This window comes from Paenibacillus sp. V4I7, assembly GCF_030817275.1.
GTDB lineage: Bacteria > Bacillota > Bacilli > Paenibacillales > NBRC-103111 > Paenibacillus_E.
This window is the reverse complement of record NZ_JAUSZD010000002.1, coordinates 5,294,785-5,312,715: the sequence shown is the minus strand read 5'-3', so window position 1 is coordinate 5,312,715 and position 17,931 is coordinate 5,294,785. Positions and strand designations below refer to the sequence as shown.

The 17,931-nt window shown below is 40.7% G+C and carries 19 protein-coding genes; all 19 read left to right on the top strand.

The features are described from left to right. Window positions 1-195 precede the first annotated feature (195 nt). The 19 genes from QFZ80_RS24855 (at window position 196) to QFZ80_RS24765 (ending at window position 17,609) form a co-directional block, all read left to right on the top strand. Window positions 196-1,104, top strand: a complete 909-nt coding sequence (locus QFZ80_RS24855) for an ABC transporter permease (protein ID WP_307544907.1) — start codon at window positions 196-198, stop codon at window positions 1,102-1,104. Window positions 1,105-1,116: 12 nt separating this feature from the next. After that, entirely contained in the window at window positions 1,117-1,989 is an 873-nt protein-coding gene (locus QFZ80_RS24850; protein ID WP_307561634.1) for a carbohydrate ABC transporter permease, read from the top strand. 95 nt (window positions 1,990-2,084) lie between these two features. Beyond that, window positions 2,085-3,596, top strand: coding sequence for an extracellular solute-binding protein (locus tag QFZ80_RS24845; RefSeq protein ID WP_307544909.1), 1,512 nt, complete (start codon window positions 2,085-2,087; stop codon window positions 3,594-3,596). A 238-nt stretch (window positions 3,597-3,834) separates the two neighbouring features. Next, window positions 3,835-4,224 (top strand): fructosamine kinase family protein, encoded by a 390-nt coding sequence (locus QFZ80_RS24840; RefSeq protein ID WP_307561631.1) that lies wholly within the window; start codon window positions 3,835-3,837, stop codon window positions 4,222-4,224. Window positions 4,225-4,354: 130 nt separating this feature from the next. Continuing rightward, on the top strand, window positions 4,355-4,753 hold the full coding sequence (locus tag QFZ80_RS24835) for a phosphotransferase family protein (protein ID WP_373460157.1): 399 nt from the start codon (window positions 4,355-4,357) through the stop codon (window positions 4,751-4,753). Window positions 4,754-4,838: 85 nt separating this feature from the next. Continuing rightward, window positions 4,839-5,936, top strand: coding sequence for a DUF3626 domain-containing protein (locus QFZ80_RS24830; protein ID WP_307561627.1), 1,098 nt, complete (start codon window positions 4,839-4,841; stop codon window positions 5,934-5,936). 724 nt (window positions 5,937-6,660) lie between these two features. After that, window positions 6,661-8,127: a recombinase family protein gene (locus QFZ80_RS24825; protein WP_307561624.1), complete on the top strand. Its 1,467-nt coding sequence runs from the start codon at window positions 6,661-6,663 to the stop codon at window positions 8,125-8,127. Between the two features lie 7 nt (window positions 8,128-8,134). Next, on the top strand, window positions 8,135-8,986 hold the full coding sequence (locus QFZ80_RS24820) for a hypothetical protein (RefSeq protein ID WP_307561622.1): 852 nt from the start codon (window positions 8,135-8,137) through the stop codon (window positions 8,984-8,986). A gap of 110 nt (window positions 8,987-9,096) precedes the next feature. Then, the gene (sigK, locus tag QFZ80_RS24815; RefSeq protein WP_171693861.1) at window positions 9,097-9,798 is read left to right on the top strand and encodes an RNA polymerase sporulation sigma factor SigK; all 702 of its coding nucleotides are present in this window, start codon (window positions 9,097-9,099) and stop codon (window positions 9,796-9,798) included. 69 nt (window positions 9,799-9,867) lie between these two features. After that, the gene (locus tag QFZ80_RS24810) at window positions 9,868-10,542 is read left to right on the top strand and encodes an ABC transporter ATP-binding protein (RefSeq protein WP_307553455.1); all 675 of its coding nucleotides are present in this window, start codon (window positions 9,868-9,870) and stop codon (window positions 10,540-10,542) included. Window positions 10,543-10,802: 260 nt separating this feature from the next. Then, on the top strand, window positions 10,803-11,228 hold the full coding sequence (locus QFZ80_RS24805; protein WP_307561617.1) for a MarR family winged helix-turn-helix transcriptional regulator: 426 nt from the start codon (window positions 10,803-10,805) through the stop codon (window positions 11,226-11,228). Between the two features lie 153 nt (window positions 11,229-11,381). After that, window positions 11,382-12,491, top strand: a complete 1,110-nt coding sequence (locus QFZ80_RS24800; RefSeq protein WP_307561615.1) for a Gfo/Idh/MocA family protein — start codon at window positions 11,382-11,384, stop codon at window positions 12,489-12,491. A gap of 24 nt (window positions 12,492-12,515) precedes the next feature. Further along, complete coding sequence (locus QFZ80_RS24795; protein ID WP_307561613.1) at window positions 12,516-13,556, top strand: LLM class flavin-dependent oxidoreductase; 1,041 nt, start codon at window positions 12,516-12,518, stop codon at window positions 13,554-13,556. Further along, window positions 13,546-14,697: an NtaA/DmoA family FMN-dependent monooxygenase gene (locus QFZ80_RS24790; RefSeq protein WP_307553459.1), complete on the top strand. Its 1,152-nt coding sequence runs from the start codon at window positions 13,546-13,548 to the stop codon at window positions 14,695-14,697. Before QFZ80_RS24795 ends, QFZ80_RS24790 begins: the two co-directional genes overlap by 11 nt. A 6-nt stretch (window positions 14,698-14,703) precedes the next feature. Further along, entirely contained in the window at window positions 14,704-14,931 is a 228-nt protein-coding gene (locus QFZ80_RS24785) for a DUF896 domain-containing protein (protein WP_307561611.1), read from the top strand. 124 nt (window positions 14,932-15,055) lie between these two features. Then, a complete protein-coding gene (locus QFZ80_RS24780; protein WP_307561610.1) occupies window positions 15,056-15,787 on the top strand; it encodes an NADPH-dependent F420 reductase in 732 nt (243 codons plus the stop codon). A 201-nt stretch (window positions 15,788-15,988) separates the two neighbouring features. Further along, window positions 15,989-16,276 (top strand): hypothetical protein, encoded by a 288-nt coding sequence (locus QFZ80_RS24775; protein WP_307561608.1) that lies wholly within the window; start codon window positions 15,989-15,991, stop codon window positions 16,274-16,276. Window positions 16,277-16,304: 28 nt separating this feature from the next. Next, complete coding sequence (locus QFZ80_RS24770) at window positions 16,305-16,541, top strand: hypothetical protein (protein WP_307561605.1); 237 nt, start codon at window positions 16,305-16,307, stop codon at window positions 16,539-16,541. A gap of 423 nt (window positions 16,542-16,964) precedes the next feature. Then, a complete protein-coding gene (locus tag QFZ80_RS24765; protein ID WP_307553464.1) occupies window positions 16,965-17,609 on the top strand; it encodes a DUF4085 family protein in 645 nt (214 codons plus the stop codon). Window positions 17,610-17,931 lie beyond the last annotated feature (322 nt).

The following is a 17,931-nucleotide window of genomic DNA, read 5'->3' as shown; positions in this document are numbered from 1 at the left end:
TGTTAAGGTGTGAGAAAAGGTTATGCAAGCGTTTTCTTACATTTCGATAAGGAGCGATTCATGTTAATTGAAAGTTAATTGAACATGAATTACTGTGGACATAGAATGACGAAAAGGAGGGATCATATGCCAAGTAACGAACCTGCCATGGATAAAACTTTAGCCTCTCCGTATACGGCCACTCGCTCGTCAACTATGAAGAAAAGCAGGAGACTTATCGTAGGTCAGGATTGGCAGTTGTATGCATTGCTGTCCTTGCCCATGTTGTATTTCCTGATCTTCAAGTATATCCCGATGTATGGGGTAACTATCGCTTTTAAAGATTTTAATATGTTCCAGGGAATATGGAAGAGTCCTTGGGTAGGTCTGGATGCTTTCCGTGAAATTTTTCTAATGAAGGATTTCTACAAGGTACTGCGAAACACGATGCTGCTCAACCTATTGGACTTGCTGGTTTCCTTCCCGGCACCTATCATCTTGGCTGTGTTATTGAACGAAATCCGGATCAAGTGGTTTAAGAAGGGCGCACAAACCGTATTATATCTGCCTCACTTTATTTCATGGGTCATCATCGGAGGCATGGTTTATCAGCTTCTATCCACCAATACAGGGCTTGTAAATATATTATTGAAGTCTTCTGGAATGAAAGCGATTCCTTTTCTCACCGAGCCCATCTATTGGGTGATCACTTATGTGGGAGCAGGCGTGTGGCAAAATGCCGGTTGGGGTACGATCATTTATTTGGCGGCTTTAGCGGGAATCAACAAGGAGCTGTATGAGGCGGCTGCAGTGGATGGAGCGGGGCGTCTGCGTAAAATATGGAACATCACGCTTCCCGGAATCAAACCAACTATTATGATTTTGCTGATCATCAACATTGGGCATATGGCCAGCATCGGTTTTGAACGCCCCTTTGTTCTGGCGAATCCGCTAGTCACGGATGTATCCGAAGTCATAAGTACCTTCGTCTATAAGGTCGGCATACACTCTGCCCGTTTTACAATCGCTACGGCTATCGGTTTATTCCAGGCGGTCGTCGGTCTGATCTTCCTGTTGTCTTCTAACTATATCTCCAAAAAAGTGACCGACCAAGGAATTTGGTAAGGGGGGTATCTAATGAAAGTCAGTACAAGTGACAAAATTATCGATAGCTTTATCATCCTGCTTGTAGCCGTGGCGTCTTTTATTTGCCTCGTTCCCATCCTTCATTTGGTTGCCGTCTCGTTAAGTTCCAATGCGGCGATTTTATCCAATAAGGTGACGGTATTTCCGGTAGAATGGAGCACCATGGCTTATGAAACCGTGTTTAAGGATGCCAAGATGGTCAGTTCGTTATTTTTCACGATTTTACTTGTGACTGTATTCACGGTCGTATGCATGGTCATGACGATTTGCGCAGCTTATCCGCTTACGAAGAAAAGGCTGAAGGGCCGGGATTTCTTTTTGGTTATTATCGTGTTTACGATGTTTTTCAGCGGAGGATTGATTCCGGAATATTTGCTTGTCAAATCGTTAAAGCTGACGAACACCCTCTGGGCGTTAGTACTGCCCGGCATGATCAACGCCTTCTATCTGGTCATCCTGAAGTCCTTCTTCGCCTCCATTCCAGAGGAGCTGGAAGAGTCTGCACGGATTGACGGAAGCTCGCATTTCGGAACGTTATTCCGGATTGTGCTGCCGCTTTCTTTGCCGGTATTGGCAACATTGAGCTTGTTCTATGCGGTAGGCCGTTGGAACGGGTTCATGGATGCGCTCTTTTATATTACCAATCAGGATTTATACCCGATTCAGCTGAAGCTGTACCAATTGGTCATCAGCAATCAAATGAGCGACGCGACCGCGACGGAAGGGATGAATGCTACCGCCCCGATTCCCGAGAGTCTGAAAGCGGCAAGCATTATGTTTGCCACGATACCGATTTTGCTAGTCTATCCTTGGCTTCAGCGATATTTTATTTCCGGGATCATGGTCGGCGCAGTGAAGGGTTGATTGTTTCTTAAGAGGAGTCCCATTCTACCTAAAAAAGGGAGTTGAACGATTTGCGCAAACCAAAGTCGCTTATCCGGACAATTAACAGTTCACTGATGGTCATTTTATTGGCAGGTACGGTTGCTGCCTGCTCCAGCTCAGAAGGTGCGAAGGAAGGCGGGGCCAAGGGAGATCCGGTAACGCTGAAAGTCGAGCTCTTCGACCGTGGCAACACGCCGCCGGGCGCACCGCCGCTTACGGAAAGCTATTTTGTCAAATACATGCAGGAAAAGTTTGGCGACCCGAATAATATCAAGCTGCAGTTTGTAACCGTTCCGCGAACAGAGGAAGTGCCGAAGCTGAATGTGCTGATGTCGGCCAATGAGGCGCCGGATATCATATTTACCTATAGCGATCCTGCCGTACAGAATTGGGTGAAGCAGGGAGGGTTGACCGAGCTTGGAGATCTGATCAACCAGCATGGTACCAATTTGAAAAAATATCTTGGTGATAAGCTGCTGAGCTATGGTAATTTTGAAGGAAAGCAGTTCACGATCCCTGCGAAAAGAATAATTATCGCCAGTTCAACGCCGATTATCCGAAAGGACTGGCTTGACAAGCTGGGTATGCAGCCGCCTGCAACGACCGATGAGTTCTATAATGTGTTGAAAGCATTTAAGGAGAAGGATCCAGGCAATACGGGTGGGAAGGTCATCCCTTATGGCATTCGGTATAACGGCAACCTGGACCCGCTGGTCCGGACATTCTGGAAAAAAATGACGGAAGAAGAATATTACTCTCTTCCGGATTTGATGAAGCCGGGTAATAAAGATGGCTATAAGTATTTGAACAAGCTGTATAACGAAGGCTTAATTAGCCCCGATTTCGCCCTGGATAAAGACGGTAAAAAATTTCAGGCTGATTTAGTGAACGGATTGATCGGATTTGCGATCACTAATACAAACGAACCTGTCTATCAGTCGTATTATTCCACCCTGCAGAAGAATGTTCCGAGTGCCACGCTGCTGCCTGTAGATCCATTCACGAACTACGAAGGCAAGCATGTGAAACAGATTTACCATCCGCTGTCTGCTCATATCATGGTACCGAAAGCTAGCAAAAGGGCCGTAGAAGCCATTAAGTTCCTGAACTGGATGTCAGATTATAACGTTATCTTCGATTTGCAGAACGGTACGGAAGGGGTTACCTACAAAAAAGGCGATGACGGCATTCCGGTCATATTGGATACGGATGAAGCCAAAAGGGTGATGTACAACTATTTGGATTACAGCATGCTGATTAACGGCAAAGATATGGGGGATACGGAAAAAACACTAAAAGCAAACGCGGCTGATCCCAAATATAAGGACTTCACCATGAACAGTATCAAGGTTGGTGATCAGGATGGGCAGCTGCCCGCGCGTTTTGACAGACCGATCGAAGCGCAAATTAAATACAATCAAACCTTGAATGATAAAGCCATTGAAATTTATGTAAAGACGGTAACGGCTAAGCCGGCGGATTTCGACAAGCTGTATGACGATATGGTTGCGGAGTACATGAAGACTGGCGGTAAAGAGGTCATGGAAGAACAGAAGAAAGTGTATCAGGAGATGAAAAAGAAATAACTTGAAGTGAAAATAAGCTTATGATCAAGTCGTAGGCGTATTTTCAATACGCTCATATGGAAAGTAATGATCTGCGAATGATTGACTTTACGTGAGATAAACCCTTAAAACTTGGGAACTGAGAACAATAGCTGAAAAAACACCACAAGGCTGCCAGGAACGATCGGCAGCCTTGTTACGCAATTGGGCGTTATATTGAATCGTAAAGCTAGGTGCTTATTGAAGGAGGATATAATGAATGGAGGACTCTTTAGTTATACAAGCAAGACGAATTGCAGGCGATTTTCTGCTAGAACAAGTGAAAACATCATATCAGATCATAGGTAAAGGCAACGTAAATAAGGTTTGCGTAGTTGAGACGGAGAGTCGTAAAGTAGTTGTCCGCATGAACGATAAAGGTACATATCCAAACTTTATTAAAGAAAAATGGTGTGCCGAGCAAGCATCCGCAGTTGGCACCACTGGACCTGAGGTATTGTCCATAGGTATAGCTGATGAAACAGCATATATGATTCAATCTTTTATAGATGGTGACAACGGGTTAGACAGTATGGTTCTCAAGTCCTGGCGAATATGCCAAACTCATTCATTCGATTCAAGTGAAAGGATTCGGGGAAAATCTGATTAATCCAAACAATTGTGAGTTTCAGTCGCCTTCTCATGCTGGATCAGATGGAAGTTGGCAGGGGTATGTGCAGTATAATATCAATAGTTTGACGGAGCATGATCGGTTCATTAATTTTGGAGTAGTCACTAAGATGGAATCGCAGAGAGTAAGAAAACTGTTCGAGAATATAAAGAAAGAACCGTTCCGCTTTGGTTTAAACCATGGAGATATTTCTTTAAAGAATACAATTGTCAATCAGGAAGGCAAAGTTATTTTGCTAGATTGGGGCAGTGCAGAAGTAAGCGTGGTACCGCATGGAGATATTATTCAACTGATGCAGTGCCAAATCCAAGGAGTAGGTCCAAATATTGATGAATTCAAAGCATTTTTAGACGGGTACGGGATAAGCGAAAAAGACCTTATTGACTTGAAACATTTGCTGCTATTAAGAGCTTTCGATAAACTCAGGTGGGCTATTGATCGAAGTCCTAACCTGAGCGAACCCTTTGCTGCGTTTGTGAAACAAGTCGTTGACATGATTATGGATTAGCAGAAATTGAACGGTGTTTTTGAAACTCTAGTGAATCAAGGGTGAATAACATGCATGTCAGGTTATATCAAGGAAGGTGAAGTAAATGTTAGGTAAGAGAGGTTTATCAAGTTCGCAGCATCTGGCAATTGAGCATATTACACAGTACGCCGGAACCCGGAAATGCGAAGCTCAAAAGTCTATTAAGGAAGTTCTTCAGATGTCAAATATCCCTTGGAGTACATTTGAGGATGCCGTCACTAAGCTATTGTCGAACGCGAGGGTCGCGCTGCATTTTCATCCTGATCGGCCAATTACGGATATGAAAAGTATGGCTCAGGCATTGCTTGAGCAGGGAATATATAAGAGTCAGTTCGAAACTCTCATTTCCAATGGCAGCGTATCCGCTTATCCAGGCGGTGCACGGGATCTTTGGGAGAAAAAGATGTTTGGAGGCGCTTATCAGTTAGATGGTGTGACTAATAGCCAGCGCCCGAAGTACGGGGCGCTAGATTTAATGTTGCACCCGGATGGGCCGGCTCCGCGGTTTGGGTCATGTTACTTCCTTCTCTCACCAATGGTCTCCTATCGCTGCACGTACACTTATTTGGATTCGCATCAAGATCCAAAGGAAAAAGGCACTTATGGAGAGTTTGATGACATTTTATCAGCGATTTTTAAAGATGCATTTTTTCGAAATGATGCGATTGGCGAGAAAAACTTAACACCGCGGATATTAATTGAGCATTTGCTGTATAGTCTTGAACAACCATTCAAGGATCCTTCAAAGCGTTTGCCCAATCGAAACCTTAACCATTATATCGAGGCCCAGGTTCATGGTGATATCATATTAAGTAATGACGTAGAAGTGCTAGTTGTTGATCCTTCGTTTAAGGGAACTTACATAGGAGATGTATTAGAAGAAATATGCTTAAAGTATTCGATTGAACTATATTGGCATATGGGATTTGCAATGCGCGTAGAAGAAATTCCCTCGGATTTTAGGGGACCAACTATGCCATCCTTAGCTAAGCGGATAGCACGGAATGATTATATCGACGCAAGTGTGATCGGGGTAGCTGTAAACGATTTGAAACATAATCCAGCACTATGGAGCGATAGAGGGTTGTATGAAGAGGTGCTTCAGGAATTAAAATACATGTGGCATATTTTAGTTCGATTTGGTAACCCGTTTGTACGTTAATGAAGGGCTTATTCGTTGAGGGACGGAAAACTAAAGCTCAACAGTAAAGAACGGCAGCCTTCTCAGCTAAACGGGCAGTTATGCTCAATAATTTCTTATATTTCACAATTACATAAAAACTGATAACTGATATTCAAGGTAATATCCTAGTACTTAAAGCCGTTTTGGAAGATATAAAATCAAGAGAGTTGGATCATATTTATTGTTTGGTGATCTAGTCGGTATTGGCCCTGTTCAATTTATTAAAAAAATGAAAGAAGATACAACGGCAATAAGACGAACTTATTTATTAAAATGATAAAATGAAGTTGTATATGGTGTGTAATACCACTCCAGATTGCAAAGCACCGCATATTTCAGAGTGATCTTACAGGCATATGTATAAACAAGCTGTTTAACCATACAAATCTCTTTGAGGTCGATAATAGAGAAATGTTTCACTGGATCATAAATCGAGTAACATCTGAGTTGTGTCTTAATTATTTCTATCAATGGCTTGAAATAGCAAAGGAGGGATCTGAGCAAATACGTGTGCCTAATTGGAATCAAGTTAGAATAATGATAGAGAAGAGTTTACCTAATTTTATCTTTAAACACAATGCAAATGTTGGTCTAAAGCAAACTATTCAATTAATCGCTAAGAAGGAAATAAGAACAATAAAATTTAACGATTTTATATGTGTAACTAGTTCCAAAAATATGGAGAGCATTACGAAGTAGTAATATGAAATCTTTTACGCCACTTAGTGTAGCGATGAGAATTTTTGATAATCCAACCGATGAAAATAAAGCAATTCATGATTACGTCGATGCATATGTTTACAGGCTTACTACCGAATACTCTTCAACTCCCGAAGGCCAACTATTCTTTAACTTAATGAGTGTTATTGCTCAGTACGAGCTAGCACTAATTAAGAAAAGAACTGTGCGCGGCAGGCTAAAAGCAGTTGAACGTGATAAGAAGATTATGCCAATGCGCGTTCCACCGTTTGGTTATAATTTTGAAAACCAAAATCTCGTAATAAACGAAAAAGAGGCAGAGGTTGTCCGGAATATTTATCAGTGGTATATCTTTGATCACTTAACGCTTCGTGAAATTGGAAGTAAACTTTATGATTTGGGCGTATCCCCAAAAAGGCAAGAAAGTTGCAATTGGGGATCTTCTTCAATTTCTCGTATTTTAAATTCAGAGGTTTATATCGGTAAATACTATTACAATCGCCGAAAATTCAAAAAGGTGAAAGGTGAGAAAACCAAAGGCGGTGCACCTAAAAAAACTTATGAGTTTCGTGAGAAAGATGACTGGATTCTGGTTGAAATTGAGCCTATCGTTGATTCGGCACTTTTTGAATTAGCACAAGAGCAAAAAGTGAAAAACACTACAAGATCCGGAAATACAAAATATGAATATCTTCTTAAATCAATAATTAGATGTTCCCATTGTGGAAGAACTTGGGATTGTACAACCTATGCTTCAAAAGGTTTGTACGATGGTGTAAAAAGAAAGTATACCTGTTATCGATGTCCAAATAAAAACCCAAAGCGTTATGGAAATGGAGTAACAGCTTGTCCTGCGAAGACTTTAAGAGCTGATTTACTTGAGGATTTTATATGGAAACTCATAATGTCAGTGATATCTGACCCAAATGAATATATTGCACAATTAGATGTGATGTCGGAGTCAGTTGTTAGTGAGATTAAACAAGCCAGTGAGTTGGTAAGAAATCAACTCAATGAAAAGGGGAAAGAAATTGAAAAAATAAAAATTATGTTTATGCGTGATGTAATTAATGAGGAGCAGATGGCAGAAGAGATTGCCAAAATCAATATTTCTAAGTTAGATCTTCAACGAACTCTAGAAAACTATTTATTGCAACTTGAAGCGTTTGAAGAGGGGAATTTGAATGCTGAAAAGATTACATTAGCTACAGAACGCATTAAGGAGTTCATTGGAAGCAATGGCTCAGAACTATCATTTGAAGATAAAAGAAAAATCGTTGAATGGCTTATTGATGAGGTGAGAGTCCATTATCTTGGTAATGAAGTTCAAATTACAATGATTGGCCACTTAGAGAACTTGTTAGCAGAGAAGACCAACAAAGAAACGGGTGTTGGTGTAGTGCTGCATAGAAAGTTCAAGTTAAAGCAGGCAAATGTATATAGTCCCATGAAGATAGTTGAGTGGGAGTAGTATATCAATGACGATCTTTCATCTCAACTATTTTTTTGAGCAGGGCAAGTATAAGGAAATGAAAAAGTGCGAATTCATTACGAGCAGTATTAAGGAGAATGTTCGTCTGTTTCAAATGAATTCTGAAAAAATGAGAATTGAATGGAAGGAAATTGGTGTAGTAAGCAAGTTTCTTTCTAACAAAGAATACGCCTGGGATAAGGATGCTTTAAAGGAGATGTTTTATGATCTAGGCATTTTGGTTCATGCATGTTCTATTTGTATAGAGAAGTTAAGTGAGGATCAGCTATTAAGATTAATTAATAAAAATATGCTATTAGTAGAGAAATTTGTTCGCTTTAGTCCCAATAAACAATTGAAAAATACATATAACATTTGGTGGGTTGATATGGATATTCAAGATCAATTGGTGGTATGGCATGAATATCATAAAAAACTAGAGATCTTATCTGGAGAGTGGTACAGACTTAGAAAACGTGCGTGCTCTTCAGTAATCCTTCAAAAAGAGAAAAAGGTTGTAACCGATTATGGGACAATCTCTCTCTTAGAGGCGAAACCAGTCGTTTTAGTTCAACATTTTCTAAGTATCTTTGGGATCAGTGAACTGTTGGATGTTGCTGTTATAGATATATCTAAGGTAGAGGAACTTGCAGCCAGAGGATTTATCTATATGTCAGAAATCAATAAGTATAGAAAGTTTAAGGATGTTAAATTGAATTTTTTTCTAATGGAGATCTCAAAAGAGCAGGCGATGTATGAGTTCAATCAGAGGAGACTAAAGTTGCTATCTTATCTTAGTGTAACAAAATCCCCACAAGTTAATTTAAATGAGCTAGTTTCAGATGACTTCTTTGTCTAAGTTATAAGGTACAGGCACTTCTAGGCTCCCACCCACATACACTAATACTAAGCTTAAAGCGGAGACTTCCGAACAGCTAAGATCCGCTAACATTGAAGGGGGTGGCTGGAATGCCTGGATTGTTTAGCGCAATAGCCGTATTAATTAAGCAGCTAACCTTACTTGTATCCTATGTCAAAAATAATGCGTTTCCTCAACCACTTACCGAGGCAGAAGAAGAATTACATCTGAGACTTATGGCAGAAGGCAATGATCACTCTAGGAACAAGTTGATTGAACACAATTTAAGATTGGTCGCCCATATAGTGAAAAAATTCGATAATACAGGTGAAGATTTGGAGGATTTGATCTCCATTGGGACGATTGGTCTGATCAAAGCGATTGAATCTTTCTCCCCTAACAAAGGGACAAAGTTGGCGACTTTTGCAGCACGTTGTATCGAGAACGAGATACTTATGCATCTTCGCTCGCTAAAGAAAACACGCAAGGATGTGTCTTTGCATGATCCCATCGGAACGGACAAAGAGGGGAATGAAATTACTTTGATTGACATCCTCGGTACGGAAGCAGACGATGTCGTAGATAAAGTGCAGCTTAAGATAGAGAAGAGTAAGATTTATCGCAATTTAGAGATATTGGACGATCGTGAGAAGGAAGTTGTTGTCGGGCGGTTCGGGTTGGAGCTTGGCGGGGAAGAGCGAACGCAGAGGGAGATTGCGAAGGAACTGGGCATTTCACGTTCGTATGTGTCGCGGATTGAGAAGCGTGCACTGATGAAGCTGTATCATGAATTTTATAAGGCGAAGCGGTAAGGTCGGTCGAGCGTGACTAATGAGTAGCATACTTCATTTATTTGGTTTCAGATAATGGAGGCGAAGAGCATGACCTTAATCCAGATTGAGCATGTGAGTAAGAACTATGTGATGGGCGGGGAAATGATTCTGGCGTTGGATGATATTTCTCTGGAAATCGATCATGGCGAGTTCGTGGCGATCATGGGGCCGTCGGGGTCGGGAAAATCGACGTTGATGAATATCGTTGGATGTTTGGATGTAGCGGATCAAGGGGCATATGTACTGGATGGGAAGGCGATTAATCAGCTGAAGGATGCTCAATTGGCTGATATAAGGAATCGGAAGATCGGGTTTGTTTTTCAGAGCTTCAACTTGCTGCCACGGCTTAATGCGTATAAAAATGTAGAACTGCCACTCATTTACCGAGGGATGAGCAAGAAAGAGCGGGAGCCGCTTGTTATGAAAGCGCTGGAAGCGGTGGATATCGTGGACCGCAGAAGGCATTTGCCCTCGGAGCTTTCCGGTGGGCAGCAGCAGCGCGTTGCAATTGCGCGAACGTTAGCTGGAGATCCGGCGATAATTCTGGCGGATGAGCCAACGGGAGCGCTGGATTCGAAGACGAGTGTGGAGATTTTGGGGATTTTTAAGCGGCTGAATGAGCAGGGTCGGACGATTGTGTTGATTACGCATGACCTAGCGATTGCGCAGCAGGCGAAGCGGGTTGTGTATTTTCGGGATGGGAAGTTGAGTGAAGTTGTATAGGTGGGTAAAAGATCCGGGTCTCCGTTGGAGCTCCGGTTTGTTGTGTGTACGCTTAGACACGGGATTAAACTAACGGGCAGCATAGTTGTAAAGAACTATATATGTTAGAACTACACAATTGTTACATTTTCTATATAATTGGGGGACAGCTAATTATAATTTAACGAGTAGCACCTTCCACCGAGAGTTGACTGATTAATACAACCGTGTTATATTTAGCTTGCTAAACAATTTAGATGATAAAGGCTGAGAAAAGATATATGGAGATTAAAGTTGATTGTGAGATTCGTGAGTTGTTCGATAAACTTTCGGCTAAAATGAGACGAGATTACAGCGAAAGTCTTAGAGAACTACATCTGTATGTCGGACAGGATAATCTGCTCTACCGGTTATGGTTAGGTGATGGAATAACGCAAATGCAACTAAGTGAACATTTGAATTGTGAACCTCCCACCATCACGAACATGGTTAAATCTCTCGAACAAAACGGATTCATTTATCGAAAGCGTGATGAGAAAGATGCACGAGTCATGCGCATTTTTCTAACCGAAAAAGGGAAGGAACTTCAAGAGCCAGTCGGTGTTATATGGCAAAGGCATCAAGAAAAGTTGCTTAAATCGATTTCTACGGATGAACGACTCCTTTTAAGACGGCTCATGAAGCAGATGGAGAGTAATTTGTTTTAATGTCTCTCCTCTCTTTTTTTGAATTATAGTTAGCATGCTAAGTTGAAATTTAGTATACAAACTAGTAAATGAATTAAAATATAAAAAATTGATTAGTAAGCTAATTGTTATGTTGATTAGGTTTCATTCAAACCATAAAGGAGATATTCAATTATGACGACGAAACAAAAAATTGGTGTTGGTATTATTGGGGCAAGTCCTTCAAATCCGTATAGTTGGGCGGTTAACTCACACATACCTTCGATTCAAGCATTATCGGATGATTACGAATTGAGAGCTGTTAGCACAAGCCGTCAAACGACTGCGAAAGAAGCCGAGAAAAAGTTTGGTGTTCCGGGATTCGATAATCATTTCGATTTAATCAACCACCCTGGTGTTGATTTGGTTGTCGTCACGGTCAAGGTTCCCTATCATCATGAAATCATTTCCGCCGCGCTTGATGCCGGGAAAATGGTTTTCTCTGAGTGGCCACTGGCCAATGGCTTAGAGGAAGCAGAAGAATTAGCTAAACGCTCAGAAGCATCAGGGATTCGAACAATTGTGGGCTTACAAGCACGTTATAGTCCTGTCATTCGCTATGCAAGAGACCTCATTTCAGAAGGTTACATTGGAGATGTTCTTGGTACCACACTTGTTGGATCAGGCATGGGGTGGACCGTTGTTACCGACAGATTGAATTCGTATATGTATGATAAGGGCAACGGCGTGACACTTCTCACAGTTCCGATTATGCATACTTTAGACGGCTTACAGTACTTATTAGGTGATTTCTCTACCGTATCTGCAGAAATGGTCTCCAATCAAACAGAAACCTTAGTAGCAGACACGAACACTATAATTCCATTCACCTCACCTAACCATGTATCGATTATGGGAACGCTAACAAATGGCATGGCGGTGTCTGTGTTTTATCGCGGCGGACAATCTCGTGGTGAAAATATGCGTTGGGAGATCAATGGTACAAAAGGCGATCTGGTCATAACTGCTTCAAGTGGTCATACCCAGTTAGCTGCATTAAAGTTGCAAGGTGGACGAAATCAAGATAGCCGTGTAGAAGATTTAACTATCCCTGAATCTTACTTTAGCAATCATCTGCCGGGTGGTATGTCAGGTAATACAGCGCGAATTTATGAACAGTTCGCCAAGGATTTACGTGAAGGCACATACAGCACCCCTGATTTTGCACATGCTCTACGTCAACATAAACTTCTCAGCGTTATTGAAACAGCATCACTTACTGGGATGAGACAGTATTTAAGCTAATATTCTTCAAAAGGAGTAACTTCAATGATTTCAACTATGAATGGACAAAATATAAAATTATCGGTTCTAGATTTCGTTCATGTTTATAAATATTCCAACCCAACGGAAAGCCTTCAAAATACGACTGAGGTTGTAAAATTGGCGGATCAACTGGGATATACTAGATACTGGTTTACGGAACATCACAATACAACGAGTCAAATTAGCACTTCTCCGGAATTGCTAAGTCTGCATGCAGCTTCCCAGAGCCAGCACATTCGTGTTGGTTCTGGAGGAATTATGCTACCCAATCATAGTCCATTAAAAGTAGTAGAAAATTTCACCCTGCTGGAAGCACTTCATCCCGGAAGAGTGGATCTCGGCTTAGGGAGAGCTTCAGGGACCGATCGTTTAACGGCAACCGCTTTGCAGGTATCAGGGGACGATTTCTCTGTTCAATTGAATGACTTACTTTCTTTCTTTTCACGGAACTTTCCAGAAAACCATCCTTACCGGAGAATTAAGCCTCCTGGAGATCCAACCTTGATGCCCGAACTTTACATGCTTGGGTCCAGTCAAGGCGGCGTACAGTTCGCCATTGAGAGGGGGCTTGGATTCGCATTTGCTGCACATTTGGCACCGAAACTGGCAGTACCGATATTACGCGCCTATCGTGAAAACTTTGTTCCTTCGTCGTACTTAGAGGAGCCCACAAGTATCTTAACAATCGCTGTTATCACTGCAGAGACTGACGAAGAGGCACGGTACTTGAGCGGTCCATTGGAACTCATGTGGGCAAGGATGGCTACGGGATCGGCTAATATCTCTTTCCCCACGTTAGAAGAAGCAGCATCTCATGTGTATACACCTGATGAGGAAAGGGTCAGGGAATACAACGCTGAACGTTTTGTCATCGGAAGTATTGAAAATGTGGCCAAAAGACTGCGGGAAAAAGCAAACGCAGCATGGGTCGACGAAATTATGATCGCCGATTTTTACCCCGAACAAGCGGCGCGATTAAAAGCCCTTGAGTTATTGGCTAGAGAGTTTGGGCTTAACAGAATCGAGAAGAAAAATGGAAAATAAAAAACAACTTAAGATTGGCGCTATTGTTGATGGTGTTGGTTGGAGTTATACGGCATGGCGCTATCCTGATATGCCTGCCAATGCAAGCGAAAGTGTAGACTTTTATGTCAAGAAGGCAAAACGAGCCGAAGAAGGCAAGTTCGACATGGTTTTTTTAGCAGATGTAAGCCATATAGGGCCTGGAAATATTCCACATTACCTAAGTATGTTTGAAGGTGTAACGATACTATCCGCATTAAGTATGGCGACCAGCCACATCGGGCTTGCCGCAACTATAGCTACATCTTACGCAGATCCATTTACAGTGGCGAGACAGATGGCCTCTCTCGATAAAATTAGCAACGGTAGAGCGGCATGGAATGCGATAACTTCCAATCCCGGAGGTTTGGCTAACTATAGCAGAAGGCATTTGTCTAAAGATGAATTATACCCGTTGAATAAAGAGTTCATCGAAATTGTAGAAGGTTTGTGGGATTCCTATGAAGATGATGCTTTTATTCGAGATAAAGAGAGTGGCATCTTCTTCAATCCAAGCAAGATGCACCCATTGAACTATAGAGGAAAGTACTTTTCTGTAGATGGTCCGTTGAATATTAGTCGTTCTCCACAAGGCAGACCCGTTATCTTTCAGGCAGGTACATCTGAAACGTTTATGAATATCGCATCCAAGCATGCGGAAGGCGTACTTGTAAATGGGGATGATTACAATTATGCCAAACAATTTAGCGAAGAACTAAGAAGAAGGGTAGCCCTTGCTGGACGAGCACCGGAGAATCTGCTGATTATGCCAACACAACACATCATCGTCGGAAGAACTGAAACGGAGGCAAATGAAAAGTTTCAGGAATTACAAAGGTTATCGCCTACAAGATATCATACCCCGAAACCATTGTTTTTCGGGTCTGCAGAGACCGTAGCCGATATGATTGAGCATTGGCATCAAGCAGGAGCAATGGATTTACTACTTTTAAGACAAGAACATCCATCAGGTATTGATGATTTTATTGATTTGGTCGTACCTATCTTACAGCAAAAGGGGATATTCCGAAGAGAATATGAGTCCCGGACGTTGAGAGGTAATTTAGGTCTTCCTTATCCGGAAAATAGATATGTAAAAGATAATAACCAACAACGGAGATGAACACAAATGATTCCTTTTCTCGACAGAATAAATGAACTGAGCAGAAAACAGGCTAAAGAAGGACTAACGGATATCGAGAAAGTAGAGCAGGCGAAGTTACGGCAAGATTATTTGAAGCTGATTCGTGGGCAGTTCCTCACAACGATGTTAGGGATCTCCGTAGTCGATTCAGAGGGGAATGATGTTACTCCCTTGAAGCTCGTTGATGAGAAGAATCGGGCGGAAATAAATTAACGGGACCTATAGCTCGATCGCCTCTTCAAAAAATACGTTCAATGAAATTTATTTTAGTGAATGTATTCAAATTGCCAATTGAGGCAATTTTAGAATTTGGATGATATTAATTAGGAGGAACGAAATGAGATTTGGAATCATAGGTGCAGGAACAATCGGGTCCATTATTGCAAAAAAACTGGTTAAGAGTGGACATGATGTCAAAATTGCAGATGCTCGCGGGATTGAACGGCTAGAAGGAAAAAAACTTTCGGGAACACCTGTGAGTGTAGAAGAAGTCATTACAAATATCGATGTTCTAATCATATCCATACCTTTCCACGCACTGCCAAGCATTCGCAACGTTATGGATAAAGTTGGGGAGGCGGTAGTCGTTGTTGACACTTCAAATTATTATCCTCAAATAAGCAATAGAATTGAAGAAATTGAGAGCGGCATGGTTGAAAGTGTTTGGGTATTAAATCAATTAGGCAGACCCATTATTAAAGCTTTCAACAATCTTTTAGCCTATACGTTAGAACATGAAGGAACTCCCGAAGGCAGTAGTGGACGCATTGCCATAGCGATTGCCGGTAATGACCTGCTGCAAAAACAAAAAATCATGAATATAGCTAACGAGCTAGGTTTTGACTCAGTAGATAGTGGTTCTTTAAATGATTCATGGAGACAGCAACCAGGAACTCCCGCATACTGCACAGAACTAACCAAAGAGGAATTAACTGAGGCATTAAAAAAAGCGAATAAAGAAAAAGCTCCGTTCCTACGTGATAAGGTGATGGAGAAGCTATTTGCGGCTAATTACGGATATTCACATAAAGAAATTGTTAAGCTAAATAGAGAAATATATAATTCCTAAGTTAGGAGTTCTTATTGGCTAGATGTAATTGACGTTAAACTAAAGGTGAACGATAGCAAAATAATTGTCTCAAACAAGGCTGCCGGTGGATCGGTGGCCTTTTCTCACCTAAAGCGCAGGATAACGGAATACGAAAAGGGTTTTACGCTCTTTCAACGAATACCGAGTATAGGCGGCAACAGACTTTGGGGGAAGATACCTATGAAGTTAATCAGTTGGAAATTTGACGATGAAATTTATGCTCCTAAAGATGAATGGAATTGGGTTGAAGTTACTTTAACATTTGAGGATGGTAGTAAGCGTTGGAGTATCTTATACACTCCTGAACGCCTAAAAAACAATCTTTCTCGACCTGGTATTCACCCACCAGGGTTATTCGTTCCGCACATGATTATTGTTAGAAGCTACGAAACTAATGATGTTGAACTTACACTGAGATATTTGGAAAGTGAAGGGGATTTGTTAATAGCAACTAGACCATTAGAATGATTCCATATTGAAGGATGTGAGTTGGAAATTGCTTAATAAACTCTTCTCGCTTTTCTCAAAGAAGGAAAATAAGAAAGTTAAATTGCCCATAGTACATTCAGTGGCTGTCTACAAACGTGATACTGGTGGTATGTTTTTGTTTAATCCATTAGCTAAACATCCTACCGGTGGAAGTGCAGCGACTAATAAGACAATCATTTTAGATGAAGAAATAAACCCAGAAACTCTAGGTACAACTTTGAGACAAGCTCTTATACTATCTTAATCTGAACCATCCTGGAGTGAATCCATAAAGGGGGATTTGTGGAAGGACGGACTGGTAAAGAATATGAATCAGTTTGTAAAGAAGTTCTCTTGTGTCGGGGTTACATTTTGGGTAGAAAAAGGGATCTACGAAATTTCTCCAAATAAAAAGTATAAATCATCCGGATATATTTCAGAAAAAAATGATCCTGTGATTGAAATTAGTATTAATTCTAATGAAATAGAACTGGGGCGAACTTTATTATAAGCGTTTAATCACTGTAAGTAATACAAATTCAAGGAGTATAAAATCTTCATTATTTTCAAAGATATTAAACTAACTCAGAACTATAGTTCAACCATAATAGGGAGCAGATTGCCGTGGCGCTCCTCCCTGTCACATTGAAATCACTTTATTTCTTTAAGGAGAGGCGAGAGTAATAAAATGAAATATTTTACTAAAGAATGGTATGAACTGTGTCAAAATACAAGTTTCCATCTAAGTTTAGAGGAAGAAAAGCTCGCTGAAACATTTTCAGAAGAATATTTTCAACAACTTTATAACACAGAGTTAAATAGTTGGCTTAATTTACAAGAAGAAGTTGCTTCTATAATGAAAAACAACGAAACAGTAAATACAAATGATAATAATGAATATGAGCCCTTTAATAGAGATAAGACAATCGAACAATTTCATGACGGTTTCATCTATAATCAAGAGTATTTAAAAAGGGAATTACCAGAAACAATATTAAAACAGATAGCTGATATAAGGGTTTTTACTTTAAATAAAGCAACCCGAACTGTAATAAACGCAGTAACTAAATATTGTGAGGATAATAACAAGTCTGTAAACACAACAATTGAAGATTTTAAAAGATATATGGGGAAAGTCTCCAATACACTTGATAAAGAAATTATTGACCACTTTAGATTTCATGATTGTACGATTACAAACTCAGTACAGGAAGATATGTCCCTAATATTACTCCTTGATAACTCAGGTGGTTTTACAAATATTGATCAAGTCACCTTTAAAAACTTTAATATAATAAAGCAGGAAGGTTCATTGGAAGATTCATTGAACTAACGGAAACGATAGTTCAAACAGACAGCGGCATCTAGGACTTTTCCTCGTCCCAAAGAAGCCATGATATGTATAGTTATGATTATTTCTTTGATAATACGAGTTGGTTAGAGATTAAAAAGTCACTATCTCGAGGGCTAGGCCCCCCCCAGCTAAAAATTTCGAAGACATTTATAAAGATTTTGAAGAACATATAGAGACCGATGGATACTTTATTGAGAAATAGTAATCATCTTTTGTACCTGAACTATTAGGATGATTATGTTAACGAGACAACCAGAGTTTAATGAAAGCGAAGGGGAGGTGGAAAGTGTTTAGATATGCA

Bases quoted from the DNA above. Each gene is read 5' to 3' on its own strand.
- QFZ80_RS24855 (WP_307544907.1), top strand. From the start codon at position 196: ATGAAGAAAAGCAGGAGACTTATCGTAGGTCAGGATTGGCAGTTGTAT.
- QFZ80_RS24850 (WP_307561634.1), top strand. From the start codon at position 1,117: ATGAAAGTCAGTACAAGTGACAAAATTATCGATAGCTTTATCATCCTG.
- QFZ80_RS24845 (WP_307544909.1), top strand. From the start codon at position 2,085: ATGGTCATTTTATTGGCAGGTACGGTTGCTGCCTGCTCCAGCTCAGAA.
- QFZ80_RS24840 (WP_307561631.1), top strand. From the start codon at position 3,835: ATGGAGGACTCTTTAGTTATACAAGCAAGACGAATTGCAGGCGATTTT.
- QFZ80_RS24835 (WP_373460157.1), top strand. From the start codon at position 4,355: ATGGAATCGCAGAGAGTAAGAAAACTGTTCGAGAATATAAAGAAAGAA.
- QFZ80_RS24830 (WP_307561627.1), top strand. From the start codon at position 4,839: ATGTTAGGTAAGAGAGGTTTATCAAGTTCGCAGCATCTGGCAATTGAG.
- QFZ80_RS24825 (WP_307561624.1), top strand. From the start codon at position 6,661: ATGAAATCTTTTACGCCACTTAGTGTAGCGATGAGAATTTTTGATAAT.
- QFZ80_RS24820 (WP_307561622.1), top strand. From the start codon at position 8,135: ATGACGATCTTTCATCTCAACTATTTTTTTGAGCAGGGCAAGTATAAG.
- sigK (WP_171693861.1), top strand. From the start codon at position 9,097: ATGCCTGGATTGTTTAGCGCAATAGCCGTATTAATTAAGCAGCTAACC.
- QFZ80_RS24810 (WP_307553455.1), top strand. From the start codon at position 9,868: ATGACCTTAATCCAGATTGAGCATGTGAGTAAGAACTATGTGATGGGC.
- QFZ80_RS24805 (WP_307561617.1), top strand. From the start codon at position 10,803: ATGGAGATTAAAGTTGATTGTGAGATTCGTGAGTTGTTCGATAAACTT.
- QFZ80_RS24800 (WP_307561615.1), top strand. From the start codon at position 11,382: ATGACGACGAAACAAAAAATTGGTGTTGGTATTATTGGGGCAAGTCCT.
- QFZ80_RS24795 (WP_307561613.1), top strand. From the start codon at position 12,516: ATGATTTCAACTATGAATGGACAAAATATAAAATTATCGGTTCTAGAT.
- QFZ80_RS24790 (WP_307553459.1), top strand. From the start codon at position 13,546: ATGGAAAATAAAAAACAACTTAAGATTGGCGCTATTGTTGATGGTGTT.
- QFZ80_RS24785 (WP_307561611.1), top strand. From the start codon at position 14,704: ATGATTCCTTTTCTCGACAGAATAAATGAACTGAGCAGAAAACAGGCT.
- QFZ80_RS24780 (WP_307561610.1), top strand. From the start codon at position 15,056: ATGAGATTTGGAATCATAGGTGCAGGAACAATCGGGTCCATTATTGCA.
- QFZ80_RS24775 (WP_307561608.1), top strand. From the start codon at position 15,989: ATGAAGTTAATCAGTTGGAAATTTGACGATGAAATTTATGCTCCTAAA.
- QFZ80_RS24765 (WP_307553464.1), top strand. From the start codon at position 16,965: ATGAAATATTTTACTAAAGAATGGTATGAACTGTGTCAAAATACAAGT.